A 22,120-nucleotide genomic window follows, 5' to 3' on the forward strand; every position below is an offset into this window, starting at 1 on the left:
CGCGGCCGGCAGCAGGGCGGCGAGCCGGTCGTCCGGCACCGCCGCGCGCCGGCCGATCGCCACGGCGTTGCGCAGCAGGCGGTCGCGCTCGTCGGCGGGCAGACCCGCCAGGGCTCCCGCGCGCACCTCCGGGCCGGCGGCGCGCGGTTCGTCGCCGGCGGTGATCAACCCCACCTGGCGCAGCAGGCCGGCGGCGGTGGCGGCGGGCACGTGGCGCGGGCTGACCAGGGCGCAGGTCAGCTCGAAGCCCAGGCCGTCCCCGCACAGCACGAGGGCGCGCAGCAGGGCCAGGGCGTCGGGGGGCAGGGCGGCGATGGCGTCGGCGGCGCGGTCGCCCAGGACCGCGGCGGCCGAGGCGGTCAGGTGCGGCACCTGCTCGGCGGCGGGCGGCAGCTGCGCGCGGGCCAGCCGGGACAGCACCTCGTGCAGCACCGCGGGGCTGCCGCCGGTGGCGGAGTGGGCCTCGGCGACGAACGAGCCGTCGACCGGACCGGGGTAGCGCGCGGAGATCACCTCGCGGACCCCGGGTTCGCGCAGCGGGCGCAGGCGCACCACGCGCGCCGCCGGGTGCCCGGGTTCGGGGCGCCAGTCGGGGCAGCCGGGCGCGTCGAGGCCGTGCGTGCCGGCGCGCACCAGCAGCAGCGGGGCCTGGCCCAGGCGGCGGGCCATCGCGCGCAGCCAGTGCGAGGACGGCGGGTCGGCCCACTGGGCGTCGTCCAGCGCCACCACCAGGGGGTGCTCGCGGGCCACGGCGAGGAAGTCCGCGCACAGCGCGGGGATCGCGGTCTCCTCGGCGTGGCGCGCGGCCAGGCCGGTCGTGCCGCGCAGGATCGCGCCGACGGTCGTGGGAGCGCTCTCAGAGAGGGAGGACACCAGTTGGTGCACCACGCCGAAGGCCAGGTCGGACTCCGCCGGGACGCCCCGGGCCGTCGCGACCCGCAGGCCGGCCGCCCGCGCCTCCCCGACCACCAGCGCCACCATCGCGCTGAGCCCGGTGCCGCCGGGACCGGTGATGGTGACCACGCCCGATCGACCGCGCCGGGCGAGGTCGGCCACCCCTCGGCGCAGCTGCTCGGCCTCGTCGTCGCGGTCGACCAGCAGACCGGGTGCGTGGGGCGCCCACCCCGGCACGACGCCGGACCTGGGGCCGCCGGGCCCGAACGCGGACCCGGGGTCTCGCGTCGTCCCGATCTCCACCACACTCCCTCTGATGTCGGAACGTGACCCCCAACACAGCCGGCAGCATAGCCGGCGGATGTTGGTTCGCCAAGTTCATCGCTTGGCTTTGGCTGCGTTGGCCTGGTTTTACCTTTGACCTGGCGCGGAGTGTGCCTACTGTGTCCCAAACCGCAGGGGAAAACACCCCGACCACAGGAAAACTGGACGAAACCCGAGTCTTCGGCCGGCACCATCGGCCGACCGCTGGGGGGCGTGCCCGCCGACGGATCGAGTGCCATGACCAAGCGCCGCAGGAGCAAGCCGGCCACGACCTCGTTCCACCCGCTGGCCTTCGGCGGTTGGCGCGACTACGAGACGTGGGCCGCCAACGACTTCCGCCCCAAGCCCCGGGACCCCGCCCCGGCTCCGGCGCCGGCAGTTGTGGAAGCGCTCCCGGAAACGCAGGCCGCACCGCGGGTCGACGTCCCGACCGAACCGGCGGTCGACCCGGTGGTCCACCCCGGACCCGCGCCGGGACCGGAGCCCGCGCCCGCCGACGGGCCGACCGAGTTCTTCACCGCCGAGGAGCTCGCCGAGCAGCCCGCGCCCACGGCCCGCCCCTACGTGCGGACCATGGGGCGCACCCGCGCGGCACACGAGCTGCGCCTGGAGACCATCGTGTCGGCCGCGCCGGGCACGCCGCCGTCCGCCGACGCGACCGCCCTCCGGTTGCACCGCGTGTGCCGCGCGCCACTGTCGGTGGCCGAGATCGCCGTGCACCTGGGCGTACCGCTGGGCGTGGCCCGAATCCTGATCAGCGACGCCATCACCGACGGTCTCGTGATCGCGCACGACGACCGCACGCCCTCCGCCGACGGCCCGTCGCTGGAGCTGCTCAACCGCGTCCACGCCGGACTGCTGCGCCTGGCCTGAGCCCGGGTCCCGGCCGTCCGGGCGCAGGACTGGGGTTTTCCGGAGTCGCGCGCGGCTTGACTGGTGGCTCCCGTCCCGACCGGAGGAGCGCGCGATGACGCAGACCCTGGACGTGCCCGCCGACCGCGCCGTGCCCGACCCGCGCGACCCGGTGCGGCGACTGGAGCGGCTGCTGGACGCGGGCACCGTCGTGGTCACGCACCGGGCGCCCGGCGTGGGCGTGGTGGTGGCGCGCGGCCGGATCGCGGGCAACCCGGTGGTCGTGTACTGCACCGACGCCACCGTCAAGGGCGGCGCGATCGGCGTGGACGAGTGCCCGCCCATCGTGGCGGCCATCGACGCGGCGGTGCGCGACGACGTCCCGGTCATCGGCGTGTGGCACTCCGGTGGGGCGAAGCTCGCCGAGGGCGTGGCGGCGATGGACGGCATCGGGCGCATGTTCGCGGCCATGGTGCGCGCCTCGGGCAGGGTGCCCCAGCTGTCGGTCGTCCTCGGGCCGGCCGCCGGCGGCGCCGCCTACGGTCCCGCCCTGACCGACGTCGTGGTGATGTCCGGCGCGGGCCGGGTGTTCGTGACCGGGCCGGACGTGGTGCGCGCGGTCACCGGCGAGTCGGTCGACATGGAGGGCCTGGGCGGTCCGGAGGCGCACGGCCGCAAGTCCGGTGTCGTGCACGTCGCGGTGGACACCGAGGAGGAGGCGCTGGACCACACCCGCGAGCTGGTGTCGCTGCTGGCGGCCCAGGGCGCGGTGGACACCGGCTCGCTCGGCGACGGCGCCGACCCGCGCGCGTTCCTGCCGGACAACCCCAGGCGGGCCTACGACGTGCGGCCGCTGGTGCGCGGGCTGCTCGACCGCGGGCCGTTCGTCGAGCTCCAGGCGAAGTGGGCGCCCAACGTCGTGGTCGGCCTCGGGCGGCTGGGCGGGCGGACCGTCGGTGTCGTGGCGAACAACCCGCTGCGCAAGGGCGGGTGCCTGGACTCGCTGAGCGCGGAGAAGGCGTCGCGGTTCGTGCGCCTGTGCGACTCGTTCGGCGTGCCGCTGGTGGTGCTGGTCGACGTGCCCGGGTACCTGCCCGGCGCGGCGCAGGAGTGGAACGGCGTGGTCCGGCGGGGCGCGAAGCTGCTGTACGCCTTCGCCGAGGCCACCGTGCCGCGGGTGACGCTGGTGACCCGCAAGTCCTACGGCGGCGCGTACATCGCCATGAACTCGCGGTCGCTGGGCGCCACCGCCGTGCTGGCGTGGCCCGACGCCGAGGTGGCCGTGATGGGCGCGGGCGCGGCGGTGGACATCATCCACCGGCGCCGGCTGGCCGCCGTCGACTCGCCGGAGGAGCGGGCCGAGCTGCGCGCGCGGCTGGCCGCCGAGCACGAGCGGATCGCGGGCGGCGTCGGACTGGCCATGAGCATCGGCGTGGTCGACGAGGTGGTCGACCCGGCCGCGACCCGCGGGCGCATCGCCCACCTGCTGGCCGGGGCCGCACCCGCCCGCGGCGCGCACGGCAACATCCCCCTGTAGGCGGGCGCGCCCGCGCCGGCTCCGTCAGTCCCGTTCGGACGGTGGGCGCAGGGCGGACCGGCCGGGCAGGTCCAGCTTGCGGTAGACGTTGGTCAGGTGGGTCTCCACCGTGCGCAGGGTGATGCGCAGCCGTTCGGAGATCTCCCGGTTCGTCACACCGGCCGCGGCGAGTTCGGCGACCCGGCGCTCGGCGACGGTCAGCCCCTCGTCCGCGCCGCGGTGCAGCCGCCCGCCCGCGGCGACCAGGCGCGCCCGCAGGCGGTCGGCCACGCCCCGGTAGCCGGTGCGGCCCGCCCGGTCCGCCGCGGCGCGGAACCACTTGCGCGCGCCGCCCCGGTCGCCCGCGCGCAGCAGCGCCTCGGCCAGGGCGGCCTCGGCGTGCACGCGGTGCCACGTGTTCGGGGTGCCGGCCAGCACGTCCACCGCGTCGGAGACCAGGTCGACCCCCGAGCGGTCGGCCGCGTGCCCCGCGGTGAGCAGCGCCAGGCCCCGCGACACCGGGGTGTCCCAGCGGTCGGCGGCGTCCCAGGCCGCGGCCAGGGCGTGTTCGCGGCGGCGGGCACGGCCCGCGGCGGCGTGCAGCCGGGCGGCGGGCAGCCACCAGGGCGCCAGGACGGAGTTGGCCACCCCCAGCTCGGAGGTCTCGGCGGCGCACCGGTCCAGGTGGCGCACCGCCTCGTCCGGGCGCCCGCCGGCCTCCGCCGCGTCGGCGCGCAGCAGCAGCCCGAGGGGCCGGCCCAGCACCGGGACGTCGGTGCCGGTGCCGGGCAGCGCGGCCAGGGCGGCGGGCGTGTCGCCCCGGCGGTGCAGGGCGGTGGCCAGGACGACCCGGGCGGTGTCCACCGTGGGCAGCGACCCGATCGCGGTGGTGGCGTCGGCGATCGCGTCCACCGGGTCGCCGGTGTCCACGGTGACCAGGGCGCGCAGCAACGCCGCCAGCGACCGCGTCCACCCGGTGGGCGCGGCGGTGTCCAGGACGCGCCCCAGGCAGGCGACCGCGGTGGCCGGGTCGCCCGCCGCGGCGAGCGCGAACGCGGCGGCGGCGTGCGGCCAGCCCAGCTCGCCCGGTTCGGCGAGGGCCGCCCTGGCGCGGCCCGCGGCGGTGGTGGCCGGCGCCGCGCCCGGCAGGTCGGTGAACGCCAGCAGCGCCAGCACGACCCGCTCGGCCGGGGTGTCGCCCGCGGGCACGGGCTGGGCGGTCTCACCCGAGACCTCCGCGGCCCGCGTCCAGCTCGCGGCCAGCCGCGCCGCCCGGCCGCGCACGAGCAGCTCGCGGTCGGCGCCGACCAGCGGTCGCAGCGCGTCGTCCAGCAGCGGCAGCACCGGCTCCGCCCTGGGCACGGCGGGCGCGAGGAGCGCCAGCTCGATGGCCAGCGTGGCGCGCTGGTGCGGGTCGGTGGCGGCGTCCAGGCCCGAGCGCAGGAGCCGGTCGGCGGCGTGCGGGTCGCGGTCGCCGACGGCGCGCGCGTAGTCGACGAGGGCCGGGACGTCGTCGGGGAAGTCGGTGAGGACGCGGTCGAGGTAGCGCACGGTCGTGTCGTGGTCGGGCGCGACGCGGGCGGCCTCCCGCAGCACCACCCGCATCCAGCGCTGCGGCAGCGCGGGCAGGGCCAGGAGGTGGGGCGCGATCTCGGCGGCGGGGCGGCCCGCGTCGCTGAGCACGCGGGCCGCTCGGGCGTGCCGAGCGGCCACCTCCGCCGGGTCGAGGTCGGCGAGCAGGGCGTCCAGCAGGCGGGCCCGGACGGCGAGGTCGAGACCGGCGGTGGGTGGCAGGGCGGCTGATGGCGCGGTGGCGGACGGCAGGGCGGCGGACGGCGCGGTGGCGAATGGCGCGGTGGCGGACGGCACAGCGGCACCCCGCCCGGTGCCGCGCGGGTCGGCAGCACGCGGGTCGGCAGCACGCGGGTCGGCAGCACGGGAGTCGGCAGCACGGGAGTCGGCAGCACGGGAGTCGGCAGCACGGGAGTCGGCAGCGTGCGGGAAGGGTGCGCGCGGAAGAGGTGCGTGCGCGAAGGCGGCGCACCCGAGGTCGGCGAGCACGGCGGCGGCCAGCGGTTCGGACACGCCCACCAGCGTCGCCACCGACGCCGGGTCGGTCACCCCGAGCACGGCGACCACCTCGGCCACGGCCGGCGCGTCGCCGGAGCGGGTCAGGCCCGCGGGCAGCAGTTCGGCCAGCACCTCGACGCCCGCGTCCACGACCTCCCGCGCCGACCCGGCCACCGGCCGCACCCCGGCGTGCCGCAGCCGGTCGAGCAGCAGCCGCAGGGCCAGCGGGTTGCCGGCCGTCACGCGCGCGCAGTCGGCCGCGAACCCCGGCTCGCCCGGCTCGCCCCACGCGCGGCGCACCAGTTCGGCGACCTCCACCCCGGTGAACGGGGCGAGGTCCACCGCGTGCGACCGCGCCGCGGCCACGCCCCAGGTGCCGACCGCCGACCGGGGCGCACCGCCGACGGCGGCCACCACGAGCAGTCCGGCGACGCGCCTGACCAGCAGGTCCAACAGCTCCGCGGACGCGGCGTCGCACCAGTGCGCGTCGTCCAGCAGCAGCACCAGCGGCGCGTCCCGGGTCAGTTCCCGCAGCCGCGTCCGGTAGCGGTGCGACGGCGGCGCGGCGCCCGCCGGGGGCGCGTCGGGCAGCAGGCCCGCCACCGCCTCGCCCGGCCCGGCGCCCTCGGCGCAGCGCACCGACCGGACGGGCACGCCGACCTGCTCGGCGCACGCGTCGAGCAACGTGGTCTTGCCGCTGCCGCGCGGCCCCCGCAGCACCACCACCCCCGCGCCGCCCGAACGCGTCCGGGCCACCGCGCGGCGCACCGCGGTCAACTCGGCCTCCCGACCGAGCAGGCCCTGCGGCATGACGTCCCCTCCCGAACAACGCGGTCGTCCCGGCGAGGGGCCACGCTATCGGCCCGTCGCGCGCGGACACACCGCCCGCTGTCCGTTTCTAGTGATTTGCCGGTCGGTCGAACGGTTCACTGGCCAACGTGAGCACGACTCGCGTGACAACGCCCGCAGGCACCACCTCGACCGCCTGGCTGCGCCGCTACCACCCCGGCGGGGACAGCCCCGTCCGACTCGTGTGCTTCCCGCACGCGGGCGGGTCGGCCAGTTTCTACCACCCGCTGTCGGCCCGCTTCGCGCCCGGCGCGGACGTGGTGGCCGTGCAGTACCCCGGTCGCCAGGACCGGCGCCGCGAACCGTGCCTGGACGACATCGGCACGCTCGCCGATCGCGTCGTCGCCGAACTGGCCGCCCTCCCGCCCCGCCCGACGGTGTTCTTCGGGCACAGCATGGGCGCGGTGCTGGCGTTCGAGGTGGCGTGGCGGCTGGAGCGGGCCGGGCTGCCCGGTGCGCCGGCCGGGCTGCTGGCCTCCGGTCGCCGCGGTCCCTCCACCCACCGCGACGAGACCGTGCACCGCCTCGACGACGAGGGCGTGATCGCGGAACTGCGGTTGCTCAACGGGACCGAGGCCGCGGTGCTGGGCGACGAGGAGATCCTGCGCATGGCGCTGCCCGCCATCCGCGGCGACTACCGCGCGGTCGAGACCTACCGGTGCCCGCCCGACCGCGTCGTGTCGTGCCCGATCACGGTGCTCACCGGCATCGACGACCCGAAGACGACCGCGGACGAGGCGGAGGCGTGGCGGGCGCACACGACGGGCGCGTTCCGCGTGCGGGGCTTCCCCGGCGGACACTTCTTCCTCATCGGGCAGCAGGCGGCGGTGGCGGCGGCGGTCGAGGTCGAGCTCGACCGCGTTGCCGCGCTCGGATGACGACCACTAGGATTTCCGGAGTTGTGCGCAGGGGGTGGGGCAGGACGTGTACGCGGAGGAGCGCCAACAGGTCATCCTCGACCGGGCCCGTGCCAGGGGCCGGGTCGACGTCGCCGCGTTGGCGGAGGAGTTCGCCGTCACCACCGAGACGATCCGCCGCGACCTGACCGCCCTGGAGCGCCACGGCGTGCTGCGCCGGGTGCACGGCGGCGCGATCCCGGTGGAGCGGCTGGGGTTCGAACCGGCCATCGCCACCCGCGAGGGGGTGATGACCACCGAGAAGGAGCGGATCGCCAAGGCGGCGCTGGCGCTGCTGCCCGAGGAGGGCACGATCCTCCTGGACGCGGGCACCACCACCGCGAAGATGGCCGACCTGCTGCCGCTGGACCGGGAACTGACCGTGGTCACGCACTCGGTGAACATCGCGCTGATGCTGACCAGCAGGCCCAACCTGACCGTGATGCTGGTCGGCGGACGGCTGCGCAGCCGCACCCTGGCCACGGTCGACGCCTGGGCGTTGCAGGCGCTCAAGGACAGCTTCGTCGAGGTCGCGTTCATCGCCACCAACGGCCTGTCGTCGGAGCGCGGCCTGACCACGCCGGACCCGGCCGAGGCGATGGTGAAGCGGGCGGCGATCGGCGCGGCGCGGCGGTGCGTGCTGCTGGCCGACCACACCAAGATCGGCAACGACCACTTCGCGCGGTTCGCGGACCTGGCCGACATCGAAACGCTCATCACGGACTCGGGCATCGACTCGGCCGTGGCCGAAGAACTCGAAGCGGCCGGCCCGCGCGTGGTCATCGTCTGACGCGCCGGCGGGCAACACCCGGAACGCGGAGAACGGCCGGTCCACCCGAGGTGGACCGGCCGTTCTCGCGTCAGCGCCCCGGGCTCAGCGCCCCAGCCACCCCAGCACGGTGTCGGCGGTCCCGGCCACCCGGTCCTCCATGATCGTGAAGTGGTTGCCGGTCACGTCGGCCACCGCGTCGGCGGTGTCCCAGCGCGAGCGCCAGTCCGTGCCCTCCTGCTCGGGCACCAGCGGCTCGGTGGCCCGCAGCAGCAACGTCGGCACGCCCACGCGCGACGGCCGCCAGTCCCGCATCAGGTCGAAGCACCAGGCCATCGCGGACAGCCCGGCGCTGCCGGGGGCGGCGAACCCGCTGTTGCGCTCGGCCAGCCCGCCGAGCAGGCCGGTGCCGGAGGTGCGGACGAACTCGGCGTCCATGAGGTAGGTGTCGGCGAGCACGACCCCGGCCGGCGGCGTGCCCCGGGTGACCAGCTCCTCCGCCACCGCGTGCGCCAGCAGGCCGCCCGTGGACGAACCCAGCAGCACCAGCGGGCCCCGGTCGCCCGGCGCGTCGGACCCCAGCGCGTCGGCGAGCACGCCCACGAGGGCGCCCCGGTCGGCGGGCAGGGCGTCGCCCTCGGTGAACCCGGGCAGCGGCACGGCGGACACCTCGGCCCGACCCCGGCAGCGGGCGGCGAACCGCGCGTACTGCTGCACGCCCGCCAACGCCACCAGCGCCGGGACGCACACGACGTGCGGCGCACCCTCCGCTCCCCCGGCCAGCCGCACCGGCCGCACCGGTCGGGTCAGGCCCGCGGCGTCGGCGAACACCGGCCGCAGCCGGGCGACGCTGCGCACCAGGTCCATCGCGGCGTCGGCGCGGCCCTCGGCCTGGGCGCGGTGGAACAGCGCGGTGACGGTCTCCTCGCCGGTCGGCCGGCCCGGGGCCGTCGGTTCGTCGGGCGCGCCGGCCAGTTCGCGGGCCAGGTGCCCGGCCAGCTCGACCGGGCTCGGGTGGTCGAACACCAGCCCGGCGGGCAGCGCCAGACCGGTCGCCGCGCGCAGCCGGTTGCGCAGGTCCATCGCGGTCAGCGAGTCGAACCCGAGGTCGGGGAACTCCCGCTCGGGCGTGACCGCGTCGGTGTCGGCGTGACCGAGCACGGCGGCGGCCAGGCCGCGCACCAGGTCGGTGAGCCGGGCGAGCCGGGCGGCCTCGTCCAGGCCCGCGAGGTCGCGCCGCAGGTCCCGGCCCCCGGTCACGGACGCGGTGCGGCGGGCCGTCGGGACCAGGGCGCGCAGGAACGGCGGTGGCTGCGGCAGCGCCCGCAGGCCGGGCAGGTCGAGCCGGACCGGGGCCAGCGCCGCGTCGGCGCGGGCGGTGGCCGCGTCGAACAGCGCCAGCCCCTGCTCCACGCCCAGCGGCACGACACCACCCGCGGCCAGCCGGCGCAGGTCGGTGTCGGTCAGGCCGGCCGACATCGCGCTGTCCCGGCTGCCCGCGGACGCCCACGTGCCCCAGGCCAGGGACGTCGCGGCGAGGCCGTCCGCGCGGCGGCGGGCGGCCAGGGCGTCGAGGAAGGCGTTGGCGGCGGCGTAGTTGGCCTGGCCGGGCGTGCCCGCGAGACCGGCGAACGAGGAGAACAGCACGAACGCGGACAGCCCGGCGTCGCGGGTCAGCTCGTGCAGGTGCCAGGCGGCGTCCGCCTTGGGGCCGAACACCGCCGACAGCCGCTTGGGGGTCAGCGAGCCCAGCACGCCGTCGTCCAGGACGCCCGCGGTGTGCACGACGGCGGTCACCCGGTGCTCGGCGAGCAGGCCGGTCAGCGCGGCCCGGTCGGCGACGTCGCAGGCCACCACGTCGACGTGCGCGCCGTGTGCCGCGAGGTCGGCGACCAGGTCGTCCACGCCCTCGGCGGCGGGACCTCGCCGGCCGACCAGCAGCAGCCGGCGCACGTCGTGCGCGGCCACCAGGTGCCGGGCGACGAGCGAGCCGAGCCCGCCGGTGCCGCCGGTGATCAGGACCGTCCCGTCGCCCCACCGCGCCGCCGCGCCGGACAGGGACGGGGGCTCGGACCCGGACCCAGACCCGGGCTCGGACCAGGGCCCGGACCCAGACCCAGACCCGGGCTCAGGCTCGGGTTCGGGCTCGGGCCGGGTCTCGGACCCGGACTCGGGCCGAGGCCCGGACCCGGCGCCGGCGCCAGACCCGAGCCGGGGCCCGGACCAGGCGTCGGAGCTGGGCTGGGGCCCGGCCTCGAAACCAGACCCGGGCTCGGGCTGGGGCTCGGGCTGGGGTCGGGACTCGGGCTCGGGGTCGCAGCGCACGAGCCTGCCCGCGACCGCGACGCCGTCGCGCAGGGCGACCTGGTTCTCCCCCAGCACCGCCGCGCGCGCCACCGCGTCACCCAGGGCCGCGAGCGAGGACACCTCGCCGTCGAGGTCGACGAGCAGCAGGCGGCCGGGGTTCTCCGACTGCGCGGAGCGGACCAGGCCCGCCACGGCCGCGCCCGCGAGGTCGGGCCGGTCGGCGGTGGCGTCGCGGGTGACGACGACCAGCAGGCCGTCCGACAACCGGTCTTCGGCCAGGAACGCCTGCACCTCGCCCAGCACGCGGGCCAGGACCTCCTCGGTGGCCGCCGCGACGTCCCCGGAGGGCTCGGCGCTGACGGGCAGCAGCACGGCCCGCGGCGGCTCCGGCAGGAGGCCGGCCGTCGCGGTGTCCGGGACGGTGTCGACGGTCAGGCCGGCGACGTGCAGGGCGGCGGTCACGTCGAGCCGGTCGTCCCCGGCGACGGCCCACGTACCGGTCGGCGCGGCGACCTCGGGCAGCCGGGCGGTCCACGCCACGCGGTAGAGCGAGCGGGTGTCGTTCCCGGGCGCGTCCGCGACCGGGCGCAGGGTCAGCTCGTCGACGGTGAGCACGAGCCCGCCGTCCGGGTCCACGGCGGTGAGCGCGAACTCCGCGTCGCCCAGCGGGGTCAGCCGCACGCGCAGCGCCCGCGCCCCGGCCGCGTGCAGGCGCACCCCGGACCACGCGAACGGCAGGTGCGGCCGGTCCGCGCCGGGGCCGGTGAAGCCGAGGGCGTGCAGCGCGGCGTCGAGCAGCGCGGGGTGCAGGCGGTAGTCCCCCGCCTGCGCGCGGACCGGCTCGGGCAGCGCGACGTCGGCGACCACCTCCCCGTCGTGCCGCCACGCGGCGGTGAGGCCGCGGAACGCGGGCCCGTAGCCGAACCCGGCCGCGCCGAGCCGGTCGTAGTGTCCGTCGAGGTCCACCTCGGACGCGTCGGCGGGCAGCTCCGCGAACCCGGGTCCGCCGGGCTCGTCGGGGGTCAGGGTGCCGACGGCGTGGCGCGTCCACGGCGCGTCGGGGTCGTCGTCGGGTCGCGAGTGGACGGACACGGACCTGCTCCCGCCGTCGTCCGCGCCCACGACCACCCGCAGCCGCACCGGCGCGCCGACGGCCAGCGGCGCGTGCACGGTCAGGTCCGCGACCCGGCCGCAGCCGACCTCGTCGCCCGCGCGCACGGCCAGTTCGAGGAACCCCGTGGCGGGGAACAGCACCGTGCCGCCGAACGCGTGGTCGGCGAGCCAGTCGGGCGCGCCGGGGGCCAGCCTGGCGGTGAACACCGGGCCGCCGTCGCCGGGCAGCCGCACGAGCGCGCCCAGCAGCGGGTGGTCGGGCCGGTCCAGCCCGGCCGCCGCCACGTCGCCCGCGCCGAGCAGGGCGCCCCTGGGCCACAGCGTCTGCCGCTGGAAGGCGTAGGTCGGCAGCGGCACGGCCCGCGCGCCGCTGCCCTCGAAGACCCGCGCCCAGTCGACCGGCACGCCGTGCGCGAACGCGGCGCCGATCGAGGCCGCCAGCCGGTCCGGACCGCCGTCGTCCGCGCGGAGGGTGGGCAGCACGACGCCGTTCACGCCCGCCTCCTCCAGGGTCTCCTGGATGCCGAGGGACAGCACGGGCTGCGCGCCGAGTTCGAGGAACACCCGGTGCCCCGCCGCGGCGAGCGCCCGGACGCCGTCGGCGAAGCGCACCGGTTCGGCCAGGTTGCGGTACCAGTACCCGGCGTCCAGCTCGTCGCCGGGCACGGTCCGGTCGTCGGTCGTCGAGTGGAACGCGACGGGGCACGCCCGGGGCGCCACACCGGCGAGTGCGCCCAGCAGGTCGTCGCGCAGCACGGCCACGTGCGGCGAGTGCGCGGCGAAGTCGACGCCCGGCAGCGGCCAGCGCATGATCCGCCCGGCGGCGAGGGCGCGTTCGACCCGGGTCATCGCGTCGGGGTCGCCGGACAGGGTGGTGGTGCGCGGACCGTTGACGGCGGCGACTGCCACCTGCGCGGGCGTGAGCCCCAGGTCGTCGAGCACGGCGCGGACGCGGTCGGCGGACGCCATCGCGGTGAGCATCCGGCCGTGCCCGGCCATGTGCTCGCCGATGAGCCCGCTGCGCACGGCGACGACCCGGGCCGCGTCCTCCAGGGACAGCGCGCCCGCGACGCAGGCGGCGGCGACCTCGCCCTGCGAGTGGCCGAGCACGGCGGCGGGTTCGACCCCGGCGGCCCGCCAGGCGGCGGCCAGGGACACCATCACCGTGAACAGGAGGGGCTGCACGACGTCCACCCGGTCGGCGGGCGGGGTACCGGGCTCGCCGCGCAGGACGGCGAGCGGTGACCAGCCGAGGTGCGGGGTGAGGGCGCGGTCGCACTCGGCCGCGCGCGCGGCGAAGGCGGGGTGGTCGTCGAGGAGGGCGCGGCCCATGCCGGTCCACTGCGCGCCCTGGCCGGGGAACACGAAGACCGGTCGCTCGACCCGGGTCGCCACGCCGGAGCCGACGGCGGGGGTCGCCACGCCGGAGCCGACCGCGCGGGACAGGCCGGCGGGGGACGCCTCGACGGGGGATGCGTCGGCAACGGCGGCGACGGCGGCCAGGCCGGCGCGCAGGTCGGCCGGCGAGGTCCCCGCGAAGGCGGCCCGGTGCTCGAACGCGGTCCGGGTGAGCGCCAGCGAGTACCCCACGTCCAGCGGGTCGGCGTCGGGGGCCAGGCGCTCCAGCAGGCGCGCGGCCTGGGCGCGCAGGGCGGCCGGCGTGCGACCGCTCAGCACCCACGGCACCGCGCCGCCGGGCAGGCCCGCCCGCCCGGCGGGCTCCTCGTCCGCCACGACCTGCTCCAGCACGACGTGCGCGTTGGTACCGCTCACGCCGAACGAGGACACCGCCGCCCGGCGCGGCCGGTCGACCGACGGCCAGGGCTCGGGCTCCAGCGCGAGCGACACCGCGCCCGCCGCCCAGTCGACCCGGCTGGACGGCTCGGTGACGTGCAGGGTGCGGGGCACCACGCCGTGCCGCATCGCCTGCACCACCTTGACGATCCCGGCCACGCCGGCCGCCGCCTGGGTGTGGCCGAGGTTGGACTTGACCGACCCTAGGCGCAGCGGCTCGGCGCGGCCCTGCCCGTAGGTCGCCAGCAGCGCCTGCGCCTCGATCGGGTCGCCCAGGACGGTGCCGGTGCCGTGCGCCTCCACCAGGTCCACGTCGGCCGGGGCCAGGCCCGCGTCGGCCAGCGCCTGCCGGATCACCCGCTGCTGCGACGGCCCGTTGGGCGCGGTGAGGCCGTTCGACGCGCCGTCGGAGTTCACCGCCGACCCCCGCACGACCGCCAGCACGCGGTGCCCGTTGCGGCGCGCGTCGGACAGGCGCTCCAGCACCAGCGTGCCGACGCCCTCCGACCAGCCGAGACCGTCGGCGGCGTCGGAGAACGCCTTGCAGCGGCCGTCGCGGGCCAGCGCGCCCTGCGCCCCGTACTCGGTGAACGCCGAGGGCAGCACCATCACCGCGACCCCGCCCGCCAGCGCCAGCGAGCACTCCCCCGACCGCAGCGCCCGCACCGCCAGGTGCAGCGTCACCAGCGACGACGAGCACGCCGTGTCCACGGTCAGGGTCGGGCCCTCCAGACCGAGGGTGTAGGCGACGCGGCCCGAGGCGATGCTGCCCGCGCTGCCGTTGCCCTGGTAGCCCTCGTAGTCGCCCTCGGAGGTCTGGAGCAGGATGCCGTAGTCGCCGTACATGACCCCGAGGTACACGCCGGTGCGGCTGCCGCGCAGCGACGCGGGGACGATGCCCGCGTGCTCCACCGCCTCCCACGCCGACTCCAGCAGCAGCCGCTGCTGCGGGTCCATGGCCAGCGCCTCGCGCGGCGAGATGCCGAAGAACGCCGGGTCGAAGTCGGCGGCGTCGTGCAGGAACCCGCCCCGCCCCGGCCCGCTCCCGGCCAGCAGCTCCACCGGCCAGCCCCGGTTGACCGGCAGCGGGCCGATCGCGTCGCCGCCGGAGTCCACCAGCCGCCACAGGGCGTCCGGGTCGTCGACCCCGCCGGGGTAGCGGCAGCTCATGCCCACGATCGCGACGGGCTCCTGCCCGCGCGACTCCGCGTCGGCCAGCCGCTCCCGGGTCTGCGCCAGTTCGGCGGTGACCTTCCGCAGGTAGCCGAGCAGCTTGTCCTCGTTCGTCATCTGGCGTCCCCGCTAGTCGATGCGCAGCTCGTTGTCGATGAAGTCGAAGAGGTCGTCCGCGCCGGCGGTGCTGATCCGGGCGCCGACCGCGCTGGGTTCGGCGACCGGGTCGCCGGTCCAGCGCAGCAGCAGCGACCTCAGCCGGTCGGTGATCTCCTGCCGCGCGTCCGGGTCGCCGGCGCCCACGTCGGCGAGCACCCGGTCGAGCCGGTCCAGCTCCGCGACCGCGGCCCGCGCGCCGTCCGGCTCCTCCGGCGCGAGGCCGTCGAGCAGGAGCCGGGACACGGCGTCCACCGTCGGGTGGTCGAACACCAGCGTCGCGGGCAGCCGCAGCCCGGACACCGCGCCGAGCCGGTTGCGCAGCTCGACCGCGGTGAGCGAGTCGAACCCGAGGTCGGTGAAGCCGCGGCCCGGGTCGAAGTCGTGCCCGCCGCCGGAACCGGCGCGCTCGTGCCCGAGCACGGCGGCCACCTCGTCGGACACCACCGCGTGCACGGCCGCCAGGCGTTCCTCGGCGGGCAGGGCGCGCAGCCGTTCGGCGAGGTCGGCCGACACCGCCTCGGCGGCGCGGCGCGCGGGCGGCGGCACCAGGGCCGACAGCAGCGGCGGCACCGCACCCGCGGCGCGCAGGGCGGCCTTGTCCAGCCGCAGCGCGACCACCACCGGGTCGGGCAGGGCCACGGCCCGGTCGAACCGGTCCAGGCCCTCCGCGGGGGTCAGCGCGGGCGTCCCCAGCCGGGCGAGCCTGGCCAGTTCGGCGTCCGACAGCCCGCCGGTCATGCCCGCGTCGGCCGACCACGCGCCCCAGACGAGGGACTGCCCCGGCAGGCCCGAGGCCCGGCGGTGCTCGGCGAGGGCGTCCAGCGCGGCGTTGGCGGCGGCGTAGTTCGCCTGACCCGCGTTGCCGAACGTGCCCGCGACCGAGGAGTAGAGCACCAGCGGCACGTCGGTCAGCTCGTGCAGGTGCCAGGCGGCGTCGAGCTTGGGCCGCAGCACGGTGTCGAACCGGTCCGGGGTGAGCGCGTCCACCACGCCGTCGTCGAGCACACCGGCGGTGTGCACCACGGCGGCCAGGTGCTCCACGCCGCCCAGCAGGTCGGCGACGGCGTCCCGGTCGGCCACGTCGCAGGCCGCGACCCGCGCCCGCGAGCCCAGCGCGGCGAGGGCCGCGACCAGCTCGTCCACCCCGTCGGCCGCCGCGCCGCGCCTGCTGACCAGCAGCAGGTCCCGCACGCCCCGCCCGGCCAGGTGGCGGGCCAGCAGGCCGCCGAGGCCGCCCGTGCCGCCGGTGATCAGGACGGTGCCGTCCGGGTCCCAGGCCGGGTACTCCGGGGCGGTCGCCCCGACCGGCACGAGGCGGGGCACGCGGACCTCGTCGCCGCGCACGGCGACCTGGTCCTCACCGCTCGCCAGGGCCGCCGCGAGCGCCGCGCCCGGGTGGTCGGCGTCGACCAGCGCGAACCGGCCGGGGTGCTCGGCCTGCGCGCTGCGCACCAGGCCCCAGACCGCCGCCGCCGCGATGTCGACGGCGTCCGCGTCGGTGGAGTCGATGCCGGCGGAACCCACCCCGGCGGAGTTGCTCCCGACAGAGTTGCTCCCGGCGGAATCCACCCCGGCGCGCGTGCCGAACACCAGGAGCGCGTCGGCGCAGCGCGGGTCGGCCAACCAGTCGTGCAGCACGCCCAGCGCCCAGCCGGTCGTGACCCGCACCGCCTCCGGCGCGGGCAGGCCCACCGTGGCCGGCGGCTCGGCCAGCACCACGTCCGGCAGGTCGTCCCGGTCCGCCTCGGCCAGCGGGGCCCAGCGCCCCTCGCCGGGCGTCACCCGGACCGGCGTCCACGCGACGCGCAGCAGCGGGTCCGGGTCGGGCGCGGTGGCGCCGAGGGCGGCCGGGTCGACCGCGCGCAGCGCCAGCGACCGCACCGACACCACCGGCGCGCCGGCCGGGTCGGTGGCGGTGAGCGCCACCGCGTCCCCGTCGGGCGCGAGCCGCACCCGCAGCGCCGTCGCGCCCGACGCGTGCACGGTCGCGTCGCCCCAGTTGAACGGCAGCAGCGGGGTGCCCGCCCCGGTCAGGTCGAGCAGCGCGGACGCCTGGAGCGCCGCGTCGAACAGGCCGGGGTGCAGCACGAAGCCCGCCGCCGCGGCCGGGTCCGGCAGCGCCAGCTCCACGAACACCTCGCCTGCGCGCCGCCACGCCGCGCGCAGGCACCGGAACGCCGGGCCGTAGTCGAACCCGGAGTCGGCGAACCGTTCGTAGACGTCCGTCAGGTCCACCGGGTCGGCGCCGGCGGGCGGCCACTCCTCCGGCAGCGGCGCGGGAGCCTCGACCGAGGACGCGAGCACACCACTGGCGTTGCGCAGCCACGGCGCGTCGGCCGAGGTCCGGGAGTGCACGCGCACGGCCCGCTCGCCGCGCTCGTCCGCGCCGCCCACGGTCACCTGGACCTGCGCGCCGGCCTCGGGCAGCGCCAGGGGCGCCTCCAGGGTCAGTTCGCGGACCGTGCCGCAGCCGACCCGGTCGCCCGCCCACACCGCCAGTTCCAGCACGGCCGTGCCCGGCACCAGGGTGGTGCCGAACACGACGTGGTCGGCCAGCCACGGGTGGGTGCGGGTGGACAGCCTGCCGGTGCCCAGCAGGCCGTCCGAGTCGGGCAGCTCGACCGCGCCGCCGAGCATCGGGTGCACGGCCGCGCCGAGCCCGATCGAGGTCGCGTCACCGGCCTGGACCTGCGGCTTCGGCCAGAAGCGGCGGTGCTGGAAGGCATAGGTGGGCAGGTCTGCCCGGTCCGCGCCGGCGAACAGCGGCGCGAGGTCCACGCCGACGCCCTCGGCGTGCAGGCGGGCCAGCGCGGTGACGGCGGAGGTGTGCTCGTCGCGGTCGCCGCGCAGGACGGGCAGCGCGACCGCCGCGCCGTCCAGGGTCTCCTCGGCCAGGGCGGTGAGCGTGCCGTCGGGACCGAGTTCGAGCAGGACGCCGACGCCGTTGTCCCGGCACCACGCCACCGCGTCGTGGTAGCGGACGGTCGCCCGCACGTGCCGCACCCAGTACTCCGGGTCGGTCACGTCGGCGGCGCCACCGGTCACCGTGGACACGATCGGCACGCGCGGCTCGGCGAACGAGAGCCCGGCGACGACCTCGCGGAACGCGTCGAGCACCGGTTCCACCAGCGGGGAGTGGAAGGCGTGGCTCACCCGCAGGCGGGTGGTCTTGCGGCCGAGCGCGGCGAAGTGCGCGGCCAGGTCCTCCACCGCGGCGGCGTCGCCCGCGACCACGACCGCGTTCGGGCCGTTGACCGCGGCGAGGTCGACCCGCGCGTCGAGCAGGGGCCGCACCTCCTCCTCGGACGCCCGGACGGCGGCCATCGCCCCGCCGGCGGGCAGCGCGGACATGAGCCGGCCGCGCGCCACGACGAGCTTCGCCGCGTCGGGACCGGACAGCACCCCGGCGACCCGGGCCGCCGCGATTTCACCGATCGAGTGCCCGACCAGCACGTCCGGCAGCACGCCGAACGACTCGACGAGCCGGTGCAGGGCCACCTCCAGGCAGTACAGCGCGGGCTGGGCGAACGCGGTGTCGTCCAGCCGGTCGCCGCCGGCCACGACGTCGCGCAGGGACGCGCCCGGCCCGGACACGTCCTGCCCGGACGCGCCCAGCTCGGCTTCGACCTCGGCGGTGACCTCGTCCAGCGCGGCGGCGAACACCGGGAAGCGGGCGGCGAGCCCGAGGCCCATGCCGACGCGCTGCGCGCCCTGGCCGGCGAACAGCAGCGCCACGCGCGGTGCGTCCCGGACGACCGCCTCGACCAGGCCGGGCGCGGTGCGCCCGGCGGCGAGCGCGGCGAGCCCGGCGTGCCGCTCCTCGTCGGTGGTCCCGACGACGACCGCCCGGTGCTCCAGCGCGGACCGGCCCGCGGCGAGCGTGCGGCCGACCGCGGCCGGGTCCTCCGCCCGGTCCAGCAGGTGGTCGAGCAGGCGGGCCGCCTGCGCCCGCAGCGCGCCGCCGCTGCGCGCGGACAGCACCCACGGCACCGCGCCGACCTCCCGGCGGGCGGCCACCGGCGCGGCCGGGGGCTGCTCGACGACGACGTGGGCGTTGGTGCCGCTGATGCCGAACGACGACACGCCCGCCCGGCGCGGGCGGCCGGTGTCGGGCCAGTCGACGGCCTCGGTGAGCAGCCGCACGCTGCCCTCGGTCCAGTCGACCTGGCGGGACGGCTCGGTGACGTGCAGGGTGCGCGGCAACCGGCCGTACCGCATGGCCAGCACCACCTTGATGATCCCGGCGACGCCCGCCGCGGCCTGGGTGTGGCCGAGGTTGGACTTGACCGAGCCCAGCAGCAGCGGGGTCTCCCGGTCCTGCCCGTAGGTGGCCAGCAGCGCCTGCGCCTCGATCGGGTCGCCCAGCGTGGTGCCGGTCCCGTGCGCCTCCACCACGTCCACGTCGGACGGGCGCAGCCCGCCGCCCGCGAGGGCCTGCCGGATCACCCGCTGCTGCGACGGCCCGTTGGGCGCGGTGAGCCCGTTGGACGCGCCGTCCTGGTTGACCGCGCTGCCCCGGACGACCGCCAGCACCTCGTGGCCGTTGCGGCGCGCGTCGGACAGGCGCTCCAGCACGAGCACCCCGACGCCCTCGGACCAGCCCACGCCGTCGGCGGTGTCGGAGAACGACTTGCACCGGCCGTCCGACGACAGCCCGCGCTGGGCGATGAACTCGGCGAACGGCGTGGGCGTGGCCATCACCGTCACGCCGCCCGCCAGCGCCAACGAGCACTCCCCCGACCGCAACGACTGCGCCGCCAGGTGCAACGCCACCAACGACGACGAACACGCCGTGTCCACCGTGACCGCCGGGCCCTCCAGGCCCAGCGTGTAGGACACGCGGCCGGACGCGACGCTGCCCGCGCTGCCGTTGCCCTGGTAGCCGCCGGTCTCGGGATCGCCGCGCAGCAGCATCCCGTAGTCGCTGTACATGACGCCGACGAACACGCCGGTCCGGCTGCCGCGCAGGGTGCGCGGCGGGACGCCGGCCCGTTCGCACGCCTCCCACGAGGTCTCCAGCAGCAGGCGCTGCTGGGCGTCGGTGGCCACGGCCTCGCGCGGGCTCATGCCGAAGAAGTCGGCGTCGAACTCGCCCGCGTCGTGCAGGAAGCCGCCCCGGAGCACGTCGCGGGAGACCTCCAGGTCGTCCACGCCGTCCAGGTCCCAGCCGCGGTCGTCCGGGAAGCCCGTCACGGCGTCCCCGCCGGCCGCCAGGAACCGCCACAGCTCCTCGGGCGTGGTGATGCCGCCCGGGTAGCGGCAGGCCATGCCGACGATCACCACCGGGTCGTCGTCGGCGGCCGCGGTCGAGGCGGTCGGGGCCGCCGCGACCGGCGCTCCGTCCACTTCGGACAGGACGTGCTCCGCCAGCGCCAGCGGCGTCGGGTGGTCGAACACCAGGGTCGCGGGCAGCCGCAGCCCGGTGGCGGCGGTGAGGTTGTTGCGCAGCTCCACGGCGGTCAGCGAATCGAAGCCGATCTCGCCGAACGCCCGCTCGGGCTCGATCTCGCCGGCCGAGGCGTGCCCGAGCACCTGGGCGACCTGGGCGCGGACCTGGTCGAGCACGAACCGCAGCCGCTCGGCGGGCGACCGGTCGCGCAGGGCGCGGACCAGCTCGCCCGCACCGGCCGCCGCCCGGCGCGCGGTCGGCTTGACCAGGGCGCGGAACAGCGGCGGCACCTCGGGCGCGGCGCGCAGCGCGGCCAGGTCCACCCGCACCGGCAGCACGGCCGGGCGGTCGAGGTCGCCGAACGCGGCGGCGTCGAACAGGGCCAGGCCCAGCTCCTCGCCCAGCGGCGGCAGGCCGGACCGGTTCATCCGGGCCACGTCGGCCTCGGCGAGCCCGCCGAGCATCCCCTCCGCCCGCGCCCACGCGCCCCACGCCAGCGACCGCACCGGCAGCCCGCGGGCCGCGCGATGGGCGGCCAGGGCGTCCAGCGCGGCGTTGGCGGCGGCGTAGTTGCCCTGCCCCGCCGCGCCGAGCACGCCCGCGACGGAGGAGAACAGCACCAGCGGTCCGGCGAACAGCTCGTGCAGGTGCCAGGCGGCGTCGACCTTGGGGCCGATCACCCGGTCCAGGCGGGCCTGGTCGAGGGAGTCCAGCACGCCGTCGTCCAGCACGCCCGCCGCGTGCACCACGGCGGCCGGCGTGTGCTCGGCCAGCAGCGCCGCGACCCGGTCGCGGTCGGTGGTGTCGCAGCGGACCACGTCGACGCGGGCGCCCAGCCCGGTCAGGTCGGCGGCGAGGTCGGCCGCGCCCGGCGCGTCGGGTCCGCGCCGACCGGCCAGCACCAGGTGCCCGACGCCGTGCGCGGTGACCAGGTGTCGGGCCAGCAGCGCGCCCAGCCCGCCCGTGCCGCCGGTGATCAGCACGGTGCCGGTCCACGGCTCGGCGGGGCGCGCGGTGACGCGGACCAGCCGGGCGGCGCGGGCGTTGCCGTCGCGCAGGGCCAGCTGGGGTTCGCCGGTGGCGACCGCGCCGGGCAGCGCGGCGGCCGAGGCGGGCGTCCCGTCGAGGTCGACGAGCGTGACGCGCCCCGGGTTCTCGGTCTGGGCGGTGCGGGCCAGGCCCCACGCGGCGGCGAGCGCGGGGTCCGGGTCGTCGCCGGTCGCGCCGGAGGTGACCAGGACCAGCCGGGTGTCCGCGAGCCGGGGCTCGGCGAACCACCGCCGGAGCAGGTCGAGCGCCGCGCCGGCGGTGGCGCGGACGGCCTCGGGGACGGTCCCGCCGGCCCGGTCCACGACGACCGCGACGGCGCTCGGCGGCTCCTGCGCCGCCACCAGGTCGGCCAGGTCCGGGTACACCGGCAGGTCCAGGCCGGGCACCGGCGCCCCCAGCGCGGCGCAGCCCGCCGTGGTCGCCTCGGCCGTGCGCACCGGCACCCAGTCGACGCCGAACAGCGCGTCGCGCGCGGTCGGGCCCGTCACCTGCCCGGCGGCCACCTCGCGCAGCACCAGGCCGTCGACGGTGGCGACCGGGTCGCCCGCCCCGTCGGTGACGTGCAGGGACACCTCGTTGCGCCCGGTCGGCGCCACGGTCGCGCGCAGCGCGGTCGCCCCGGTGGCGTGCAGGGTCGCGCCGCGCCACGAGAAGGGCAGGCGACCGCCCTCCAGCCCGGCGAAGCCGACGGCCTGGAGGACCGCGTCGAGCAGCGCCGGGTGCACGCCGAACGCGCCCGCCGCCGCCCGGTGCTCCTCGGGCAGGTCGGTCTCCACGTGCACCGCGCCGCCCGCGCGCCACACCGAGGTCAGGCCCCGGAAGACCGGGCCGTAGGCGAAGCCGTCCGCGGCGGCGCGCTCGTAGAACCCGGCGAGGTCGACCGGCTCGGCGTCGGCGGGCGGCCACTCGGTCGGCGCGCCGGCGGCCGGGGTCGTGGTGCCGCCGGCGTGCCCGGTCGGCGCGGC

8 protein-coding genes are annotated in these 22,120 nt (G+C 77.9%); 4 read left to right on the forward strand and 4 right to left on the reverse strand.

The window, feature by feature from the left end; translation table 11 throughout:
* A partial coding sequence (locus ACFP3R_RS36645; RefSeq protein ID WP_380643450.1) for an AAA family ATPase occupies positions 1–1,197 on the reverse strand: 1,197 nt, incomplete at its 3' end.
* A gap of 258 nt (positions 1,198–1,455) precedes the next feature.
* Here ACFP3R_RS36645 and ACFP3R_RS36650 point away from each other — a divergent pair.
* On the forward strand, positions 1,456–2,091 hold the full coding sequence (locus ACFP3R_RS36650) for a DUF742 domain-containing protein (protein ID WP_380643452.1): 636 nt from the start codon (positions 1,456–1,458) through the stop codon (positions 2,089–2,091).
* A gap of 94 nt (positions 2,092–2,185) precedes the next feature.
* Positions 2,186–3,607, forward strand: coding sequence for an acyl-CoA carboxylase subunit beta (locus tag ACFP3R_RS36655; protein WP_380643454.1), 1,422 nt, complete (start codon positions 2,186–2,188; stop codon positions 3,605–3,607).
* A 24-nt stretch (positions 3,608–3,631) separates the two neighbouring features.
* On the opposite strand, the gene ACFP3R_RS36660 is transcribed toward ACFP3R_RS36655, so the two are convergent.
* Positions 3,632–6,466, reverse strand: a complete 2,835-nt coding sequence (locus tag ACFP3R_RS36660) for a helix-turn-helix transcriptional regulator (RefSeq protein WP_380643456.1) — start codon at positions 6,464–6,466, stop codon at positions 3,632–3,634.
* A gap of 143 nt (positions 6,467–6,609) precedes the next feature.
* On the opposite strand from ACFP3R_RS36660, the gene ACFP3R_RS36665 reads away from it, so the two are divergent.
* Positions 6,610–7,383: a thioesterase II family protein gene (locus ACFP3R_RS36665; RefSeq protein WP_380643458.1), complete on the forward strand. Its 774-nt coding sequence runs from the start codon at positions 6,610–6,612 to the stop codon at positions 7,381–7,383.
* A 46-nt stretch (positions 7,384–7,429) separates the two neighbouring features.
* Complete coding sequence (locus ACFP3R_RS36670; protein ID WP_380643464.1) at positions 7,430–8,191, forward strand: DeoR/GlpR family DNA-binding transcription regulator; 762 nt, start codon at positions 7,430–7,432, stop codon at positions 8,189–8,191.
* Positions 8,192–8,275: 84 nt separating this feature from the next.
* On the opposite strand, the gene ACFP3R_RS36675 is transcribed toward ACFP3R_RS36670, so the two are convergent.
* Positions 8,276–14,674 (reverse strand): type I polyketide synthase, encoded by a 6,399-nt coding sequence (locus ACFP3R_RS36675; RefSeq protein WP_380643460.1) that lies wholly within the window; start codon positions 14,672–14,674, stop codon positions 8,276–8,278.
* Positions 14,675–14,686: 12 nt separating this feature from the next.
* Positions 14,687–22,120: SDR family NAD(P)-dependent oxidoreductase (locus tag ACFP3R_RS36680; RefSeq protein WP_380643462.1), on the reverse strand; the 7,434-nt coding region annotated here is incomplete at its 5' end.

It is taken from the genome of Saccharothrix lopnurensis, assembly GCF_042658445.1.
Taxonomy (GTDB): Bacteria; Actinomycetota; Actinomycetes; order Mycobacteriales; family Pseudonocardiaceae; genus Actinosynnema; species Actinosynnema lopnurensis.